The sequence below is a fragment of the Bacteroidia bacterium genome (genome assembly GCA_019695265.1).
Taxonomy (GTDB): Bacteria; Bacteroidota; Bacteroidia; order JAIBAJ01; family JAIBAJ01; genus JAIBAJ01.
The window spans coordinates 1-9,360 of the sequence record JAIBAJ010000129.1 but is presented as its reverse complement, the minus strand read 5'-3'; the positions used below and the strand labels follow the sequence as shown (position 1 = coordinate 9,360).

5 protein-coding genes are annotated in these 9,360 nt (G+C 41.0%); all 5 read right to left on the bottom strand.

Annotation, left to right across the window (positions count from 1 at the left end; all coding sequences use genetic code 11):
• Window positions 1-811 precede the first annotated feature (811 nt).
• Window positions 812-1,915, bottom strand: a complete 1,104-nt coding sequence (locus K1X82_13785; protein ID MBX7183176.1) for a glycosyltransferase — start codon at window positions 1,913-1,915, stop codon at window positions 812-814.
• Between the two features lie 203 nt (window positions 1,916-2,118).
• Complete coding sequence (locus K1X82_13780; GenBank protein MBX7183175.1) at window positions 2,119-3,528, bottom strand: hypothetical protein; 1,410 nt, start codon at window positions 3,526-3,528, stop codon at window positions 2,119-2,121.
• Between the two features lie 4 nt (window positions 3,529-3,532).
• On the bottom strand, window positions 3,533-4,618 hold the full coding sequence (locus tag K1X82_13775) for a hypothetical protein (protein ID MBX7183174.1): 1,086 nt from the start codon (window positions 4,616-4,618) through the stop codon (window positions 3,533-3,535).
• Between the two features lie 12 nt (window positions 4,619-4,630).
• Window positions 4,631-7,327: a hypothetical protein gene (locus tag K1X82_13770; GenBank protein MBX7183173.1), complete on the bottom strand. Its 2,697-nt coding sequence runs from the start codon at window positions 7,325-7,327 to the stop codon at window positions 4,631-4,633.
• Window positions 7,328-7,342: 15 nt separating this feature from the next.
• A partial coding sequence (locus K1X82_13765) for a T9SS type A sorting domain-containing protein (GenBank protein MBX7183172.1) occupies window positions 7,343-9,360 on the bottom strand: 2,018 nt, incomplete at its 5' end.

Sequence of the window (9,360 nt, the reverse complement as noted above, 5' to 3'; positions counted from 1 at the left end):
ACATCAATTCACAGCCGCGGCGCGCCCCGTGCTGAGCCAGGCCAACGCACGGCGTTCTAACAGGCTTTTGTGCAAGGGCTTATTCGGTTATAAAAATCATTATTCCATTATTTAATCTTTCTTCAAATGAATATTCAATTTATTTCAAATGCCTGAAATACAAGAATTTAAATGCTAGTTAGATGGAATTCAGCATTAGAAATCTACTACAGCTTCCAACTGCTTCAGATACAAGGATTTCATACCGATGACAAATCTGTAATAGTCCAATTATGCTTCGCATTATTTTGCCTAAACCCAGAATTAGCATCTGGAATATTTAAACGATTAAGAATTTGTAAATCAATTTTATTGACTAAATTGATAACAACTTCTTCCCGAAATGCTTCGGGAGGGGTAACCAACCGATACCATCATTTTTAGATCCCACCAAACTATTTCCTTGCAATACTTTTTGGGTTTGCACCTCGGGCAACGATAGAGGCAAGTAGCCCACAGGAGCACGCGGCGCTAGCCAAGTGGGACGAGGACTACAGCCGATAGCGTGACCCGAACGCCACGTGCACCACAAGGAGAAGTTTACCGGAATAGATGGTGGCGGAAGGGGGCCCGCATAAAAAATACCGAATGTACATTATGTTTAGTCCAATTTTAGGTATTAATTTTTATTGAGAAAATTGGCCTAACATTCTGTATACTCGGCATTTACCAATCTAAATTTATAAAAGCCTTCGGACTATTTATAAATTAAAATTGGTATAAAAACCTAGTAAACCATTAAACCGGGGAAAAGTTCAAAGAAACCAAGGAACTAAATTCGCATGGCTTTGGCATGTCTGGACGATTTAGCCGGATTCCACTCGTCTTCGTACGATTTTCGAAGGAAAAACTCTTGTAAATAGGCCACCGTTCGTACCACCCTTAAAAAATAGCCAAAGTAAAAAACCATCAGGGGTAAAAAAGGCAAATAATAGGCAACAGGCTCATTTTTTCGCTCTCTGAAGAATGAAAACAAAATGTATTTAAGGCAATTATAAACCGTATAAATGAATAAATTGATTGGTAGAATAAACAAAATTAACCCAGTATAAGAGAAAAATATATCCAAAATATAAATATACCATTTGAAGTTTAATATCAAGTTAAAGGTTATATTTTCAACAAATGAAATAAAGTTTGACCAGTTAAAAGATTGAGTAGGAAAGAAAACATCTTTATGCTTCCTAAGCCTGAAACGGATGAGGGATTTATCCCAACGGAGGCGTTGTTTAACCAACTTTTTTACCGTAGCCGGAACTCTGGTTTGACAAACTGCAGTCGGCTCAAAATGAATGCGATAATTAAGTTTACGAACCTTAACCGTAATATCGCCGTCGAGTCCCGGGCCAATATCCCAGCCACCCACGCAATCGAGCACCGACCTGCGGAAAGCGCCAAAAGCCCCGGAAATTTGGCGATAAATTCCAATTTGACTTAAAGCAATTCGACCAATGGAAATATTATCGTAATACTCAATGGCTTGCAGGGTTGTAAGCAAGGATTCATTGTAATTTCTTACCTGAACATTGCCTCCGATGGCACCAATTTTTTCATTTTCGTAGAAAGGGATGAGGATATTTTCGATGGCATCGCGGTCGAAGGAGCAGTCGGCATCAATATGCACCACAAATTTCCCTTTGGAATAGCGCAGGCCAAGGTTTGCGGCAGAAGCTTTGCCACCTCGAACATCGTTACGTAAGAATTTAGTAATCAAACCGAGACTCAACAGGCTTTGGCAGATGACTTTGGTATCGTCGTCGGAGCCATCGTCAATGATAATCAGTTCGAAGTTGGAATAGGTTTGTTCCTTAAGGGAGTAGGCGAGTTGATAGAGGTTTTCGCCTTCGTTACGACCCGGAACAATAATGGAAACCAAGGGATTTTCTTGCAAAAACAGGGCTCTTGCTTTGGCTTTTTTTCTCGCTCTTCGTTTGGAGCTAAGTTTCCAAAAAACGAGAATGACAAGGTCGACAAGGAAGAAACGGATTAGTTCGAAAAAGAAAAAAAACCAAAAAAACCGGACAATTTTGAGGCCGTCCAGGTTACTTACAAAGGCAATTAAATTTTCGACGTAGTTGATCATACCAACATTACACTGTCTGAAAGCTGTTTTAGGTAAAAAGCCGAGTTATTATTGGTACCCAAATCTTTGGCTTTGGAAGAAATTTTCAGTTCGAAACCATTGAAATTAGTTTTAATCAAATCCACCATGTAGCGCGAAACCTGGGATACCATAGCATTGGCAGCGTTTGCATCGGCATTTACCAAGGTTAAATACATGGTTGAGTTGTTTTCGAGAGCAATAAAATCAGTCGGTTTAATGTGTTCCCGGGCAACCGACACCATGCTTTCGAGCAAAGCCTTTTCGCCCTTTTTCCCCACTTTATTTATTAATTCCCAACTGTTTTCGAAATACAACATGGCAATGGAGGTTTGTTGAGAAGGGTTGGCACGAATTCGCTCAATTTCATAATGAAGCATGGTTTTCATCATGGGCATGCTCAGGCTGCCAAATACCTCTTCCATTTCAAAATCGGAAACAGAAATTCCATTGGTTGAAGCGGTACGACCTTTTTTGGTGAGTTTATAAACGTTTAAGTTTTTGGATTTGAGGTATTGCACATCCACATCCTGGTAGCAATTAACGCATTTGGCTTTGATAAAAACTTCCTGAAAATCCTTGTCGCAATTATTGCAATGGTTAATGGTGGAAGGTTTATCGTAATCTACTCCGATATGACGAAGTGCTTTATTACACTTCGGACAAACCAAGGAGCTATCGATTGGATTTTGAAAATCGGAGATAGGACCTACATAAGCACATGGAAAGTGGTGAACCAGGTCTTCTGATTTAGAATTGGAGCTATCGCAGTGGGGGCACACTTCGCGGTAGGACAAAAAGCCTCCGCTGCAATTGTTACAGAGGTAAACTTTATCAAAGAAATCGGGCCAGATATAGCCTTCTTTTTCTGCCCATTCTAACAATTCGAGGGATTGAAACTCCTCTTCCCGATCCACTGAAACCAACAATTCAGGATAGGTATATCCAATGATGGATCGGCTATCGATATAGGGTTTAAGGGTTCGGGTACCACGGAGGTACATATAATCCAGCACTTTTTTAAAGGCTTGGCTTTCGTAGGTGGGCAGGGATTGATTTTGGAGGTGAGCCCAGCGACTTTTGATGGATTTTGCCTCATTAACAGCCTCTTGCAACTGATCAAATGAAAGCAGAAGACCGTCGTTTAATGAATTAACAATCGGGTCGTTGGTGCTGCTGTTGTTGATAAGAAAAACCGGTTTAAAAGCAATTTCGGTTTGCAGGTGGGTTCTGATCCTTTTAATCCAGTAGGCAGTAAAGTCGGGGTCTTTGGCATCAATAATAATTCCATCGGCAGTAGCCAAAGCGTCCATTTTATTGGTCCAATTATCGTCGAGAATAACAAAATCCAATCCCTCCGATTTAAGTTTATTTCCAATTATCACCATGTTCTTACCAATATTTAGGTTTGCTAATTTTTACACCGCTGCGATTGAAGGTGTTCCAGTCGCAGGTGTTTTTGTCCTTGAGCGGATAAATATCGCCAACCACCATTCGTTGTACGGGTTCATATTGCAGTTGCAGCTCCGGCGGAAGGGCAAAAGTGGTGTTATAGATTTTTTGAATAACACCCTGACATGAATTACCATCCGGGAAGCTAAGATCGACCACATCGCCAACTTTCACTTTTGACCAATCTTCCTGACGGAAATAGGCCCGAACAAAGGATCCGGAATCTTTCTGAAGGGTCATAATAATTTCATTTTTGGGAGCTACTTCATATTGGTAGAAATAGGTTCGGGAAAGAATTCCTTCAATGGGTGACAAATAAGGAACCATAGCAATGGCTGAATCGGAAAGACCAACCGATGTAATCCTATTTAGGGAAGCTGTGTCAGCAACCGGTTCAGTATTTAGTTTCGATAAAAATGAACGCAACTGGGCATTGGACGATTTAAGTTTTTGAATAGTCCCTTGCAACTTTAGGATATCGGATTTTACGCTTTCCAAACGGCTTAAGGGTAGCAATCCCAATGAAACCTGATTTTCCAAACCTCTCAATTCTCCTTGTAATTCTTTTACCATGGCTTCATCGGTCTTTATTTCCACATTGTTTTCGGCCATTTCCTTCTCCACATTAAACCTTTCTTTTACTTTCCAATCGCCAGAGGATTTAGGTGCAGACTGCACAGGTTTAACTTGTTCCTTAACAATGGCGGAATAGGGTTTCTCGGTAAGTTTGGTATAGATAAACAAGGTATCGCCCAGGTGCACCGAATCGCCTTCCACTCGCAACAGGCTGTCAATTCTGGAGTCTTGAGCAATACGTATGCTAACATTTTGGAACAAAACCAATCCGTTGGCTTTAACATAGAGGTACTTTCTCACTAAAAAGTAACCCAATCCGAAAATGACCAAGGTGAAAAACAGGAAGTAGAATAGCCTGTCCCAATTAACTTTTCGGGTCTTTTTTACCTTAACCTCTTCGTTTAAGGTTCGGAAGGAGCTTGACTTGGGTTTAAAATTTACACTTTTCAAGTTACACAGGTTTTAACGATTTTCGTTTGCTTTTTCCATATTGATAAATCCCTCCATATCGTGGAATGCAAAGCCTTTCACTTTCAAATCGGCACGAAGGAATTTTTTCAAATTTTCGAGTTGTAGTCGGTTTTTAAAATCTTGGGAGCGAAGAGCTACAATGGTTTTATTTGGACCAATGGCTAATTCTTCTCTTAATTTATTGGCTATGAATTCAGGTTTTACATTTTCATAAGCCATTACATACACCTTATCGGCTAGCTTATAAATTTCCAATAAGGTAGGCTGAGGGAAATAGGTTGGAATGGAAACACTTAATTTTAATTTGTTTTCATTGCAAAAATCCTTAACCCGTTTCAGCATTTCTATGTACTTTACCAAAGCGCCTTCTTTGTCTACATCCCATTCGGGCATGGCCTGGGGTTCTACATCCAGGTGTATGGCTTCAAATTGGCTTAAGTCATAAACTGCCATTAATTGGGTGAGATACAATTCGGGATCCGGATCGTTGAGCAGGTTGTTATTTCCAATGAGAGCCTCCACGTCGATGTTGTTTTTTTCCAACTTATCGATGAGTTTGGAAATTACCCTTGCCTGGTCGGGATTCTTATTCGGGCTAATCAAGGCTTTCTTCAAGCCATTGAGTTTCAGGTATTCTTTAATAAAGTCGGTGTTATGTCGGGTAAACGATTTGCTCCAGATGTACATGGAAGTTTCAACGCTATCGCGCTCCGGATCAACTCTACTTCCGTCATACGGCATAACCAGGTCCATAATTCCATTGGTGGAAGAAGACTTAATATAAATATCAAGTAAATCAATATACATGCGCTGTTGTAGGTCCAGCATGTCGATTTCCATTCCTAACAATTCATCCAGATAATTTAAGGCTGAAATAGGATTGAAATCATAATTTTTCAAACTCTCTTTCACCCGTTCCAACCGAACCAACTCTTCATATTTCTTATGGCTTTCTGTTAGGTTGTTATACTGTTTAAGCTTGTAACGAAACTCGTACAATCGGTTCAACCATTCTGAATTTTGGGCGTCTTGCTCGGTTTTCTGATCAAATACTTCCAAAGCTGTTTTTTCTTTAACCACAGCCTTTTTCCCTTGGAGGTTTAAAGGCAAAGGCACGGAAAAACTCAATCCGGCCGAAACAAAATCCCGGGTGCTGGAAGTGGATTGAACCAAATCATAGTAGTTATACCGAACATTGGCAGAAAGATCAACCGTATTCCAAAAGCTATTCTGAAGCTGGTAATTTTTGGCTTTCAACTTAACTATGCTATCGTTCTGTTGTTGTATGGAATAATTAAACAAGCGATCTGAAACGATATCAAACACCGGTAAAACTTTACTAACAGGAATAGTTTGAGGCTCGGTTTGTACCAATTGTTCATTGTAAGCCTTGTAAATTTGGTACTGGCTTTTCACATCAACCTGTTGTTGAATCATCTCCATCAGGTCGATTTTCTTTAGACTTTGCATAACAAAGAGGTCGTTTGCGGTAGAAATCTTTTCTTCAATAATTTTCTCCCTTTCCTGCAGCAGTTTTATTTTATGTTCGTTGAAAGCATAAATGATGGAATGATACACTTTCAAGTACTCTGCCTCTGTCAGATTCTTCTTCGGTATCAATCCCAAAATTGTATTTTCATTTCGCAAAATTTCTTGCTTGTACTTGCTGCTAACCAATCCGTCACCCAAAATATTCCAATCCAGTCCCACCTGAGCGCGACGCTTATAAACCAATAAATCATTGGCTCCTACTCCCGGATTAAAATTTTCCTGGTAATTTCCACCTACCGACAAACCAATTTGTCTTTTCAACGCATCAATCTGGGCATAATTTACCCGCTGCACCATATCGTTTCGATCCATGGTATCGTTTTGATTGATGTCAAAAACCTTTTTCAACACATAAATTGATTCGAATTCTGTTTTTTTGGAGGCCAGGTAATTGTATTTGGACCAAAATTCTCTCAATTCTCCCAGCTTGGACGAAACAATAGAGTCTTTGCTGGATCCATATCCTCTATCCTTGGTTACCGGACCTTCTTCCAATTCTACAAACTTCCCTTCGTCCTGGGTTTCAGCCTTGGGTTTTGCTTTTGACTCCTTTGGCTTAACGGTATTCTTGTTTGTTTTCGGCACATCAAAATCCGAATTTTTATGCAACTTCTCCTTTACTTCCTGAAAATTGCCGGATTTCTCTTTGGATAAAGCTTGGTTTGATTTGGGAGTTTGTTCGTTCTCTCCTCCCAGCCAAGTTTCACCACCATCCGGACTGGTCAGATAACCACCGTTTTTACGAGAGATGTACAAGTTCTTTCCATCTACATATTTTACCTCCAACAAATCGGAGGTAGTTCCACTGAATTTCTCTGTCCAGGTTTTACCACCATCGGTTGTTTTCAATATACAACCCTTGGTCCCACAAATTAATCCTATTTTTTTATCCTTAAATACAATCCCATTCAGGTTGCTATTGGTATTCGATTTGGGAGTAGTCCAGGTTTTGCCTTTATCTACCGTGCGTTCAATAACCCCGTAATTTCCTATAACTATGGAGGAGGAATCGTTAAACACCCAAATATCTCTGAAAACAATCTCCTTGGTTTGTTGTGCCCGGACACTTTGAAAAGTAAAGGTCAGGATCGCCCAAAAAAGGATGAGGGTGCTTTTGTAAATGTTTTTTTCCTTCATTGATAAAACTCAGGACTATTTAATTAGTTTTTTTGTTTGTACGCTTCCGTTGCTTTCCAACCTAAGTAAATAAACTCCGGGTGGTAAATGTTCGGTATTCCATTCATTCCGGTAAATGCCGGGCAATGCGTTTTGGCTGCAAAGGGTTTCAACCACTTGTCCCAATTGATTAATCACCCGGAGTTCCATATACCCGGTTTCCTTTTGCCAAACTTCCCAAACCGACTTTTCCGACAATGGATTGGGATACACCTGAAAACTGCCGTTTGTGGCAACTGACCCTGATGAAACAAATATGGAAGCGTAATATCCGAAATGAAGCAAAATGGATTGGTCATCCCATAAAGACTGAATAGGTTGTAAAGGATTTCCTAAGTCATCCTGTACTTTAATTAATGCCAGCTGCTGTCCGTGATCTACAACAAAACTAAGTTCCGGGTTCAAGGGCAAAAGAGAATGAGGAATGGTAACGGTTAGGGTCTCTTGGCTAAGGCTGGAGCTAAAATCAACCACGTCTCTGGAAAGCCAGTAATCGGCAAAAGCATCCAAGTTGGTAACATTGGTAGCTTCGGGAAGGTTATCCAGCAAGTCTTGCTCGGCAAAAAGTTTGTAATACCGTGTTGGATGCACCAATAGCACGGTTGGGGCATAATTTCGGGCATTGCGCTTGGTTACATCAATCCAGGTAGCCACTTTTTGGGGATAGTTCTGAAAGGTAATTGGATCAGATTTAAACACATCCGAAATAGTCATCGGGAATTCCCAAACATTGGAAAGTCGGCCATAGGTGTTACGGTCGTATCGGTTTCGGTAAGGGAAATTGGTCAAAACACTGGCAGCGCTATAGGTGGAGTTAAATCGATAGCCCAAAGTATCGAGTCCTTGAACCAAGTGTTTGTTGTAGCAAAGGTAACCTGCACGAAACGTTCGAACAGTAATACCCAAATCGTTTTCGAGTAAATTTTTGCTTACTTCCAATTCACCCAAAACAGTTCCGCCATCCGTAGAGGAATCGGTATGACAAAATGGAAGATAATTGCTGGTGGTATTGCCCAATTGTCCGAGCGGAAAAACATCGTCCTCGTCAAAATCAGGGAAATGGCCAACGGAATGACTTCCCAACACATGTCCTTTTTCAACTAGGTAATCCACTTTAGGAACACTGGCGGCCGAGTAATAGTTGGTCATGTGATCGTCGGCCAGGTAGTGGGTTGTAACAAAATAGCTGGCTTGCAACCCGATAGCGTTTTCATAATCGGCATAAAAATGCATGGTATCGTAAGCTGTTGCAGCATCCACATCGTGGGTTACCACCAGGGTGGATTTACTATCGTACGGACTGGTATGTAACCAAACCTGGTGTGGAATGATGGAAGTCGAAATCCCCTTCAGAAAAAGCATCAAGGCATCGGTGGTGGGTTCAAAACCGTTGGACCAGGAGCGTTCGGCACTGTTGTCTTTATCAACTTGGGGCAATAAAACCATCCCTTTAAAGGAGAAACCTAAACAAACCGCTTGTCCTAATCCATAGGAATTGCGAACAATGGCGGCACTTCCATCTTCGTAGGTGGCCAAAATTTCTGCCGATGTTACCTGATAGGATTTGGAAGGAAGTCCTAGTCCATCGGTGGTATCGCCCAGGGAAATGGTTTGTTCCCGTCCATCTTCCAGCCAGCGAAAAGCCTGATTATTGGAATTAGTCAGAAAATGCACCCGAAGTTTAGTTGAATCAGCTTGAACCCCATTAATTCCGAAAAGAGGAAAAAAGGGCGTAGCAGTTTGATAAAGCGAAGAGGCAATAAAGGTTCCGCCATTTTGCACATAGGAAAACAGCGTATCCCGGTTGGCACCCGAAATTGAATAGCTGTAAAGCCTCGAACTGGCAATAATTATGGGGCAGGCCGTTAATTCTTGGATATTCGAACTTGTTTTAAAATCCACTCCGGCCACTTTCAGAAGGTGTTCTACCGATGCCACCTCACCATCCGAGCTTTCATTGTTGAACAAAAGCTTCGCTAGCCCCTTTAGACTAT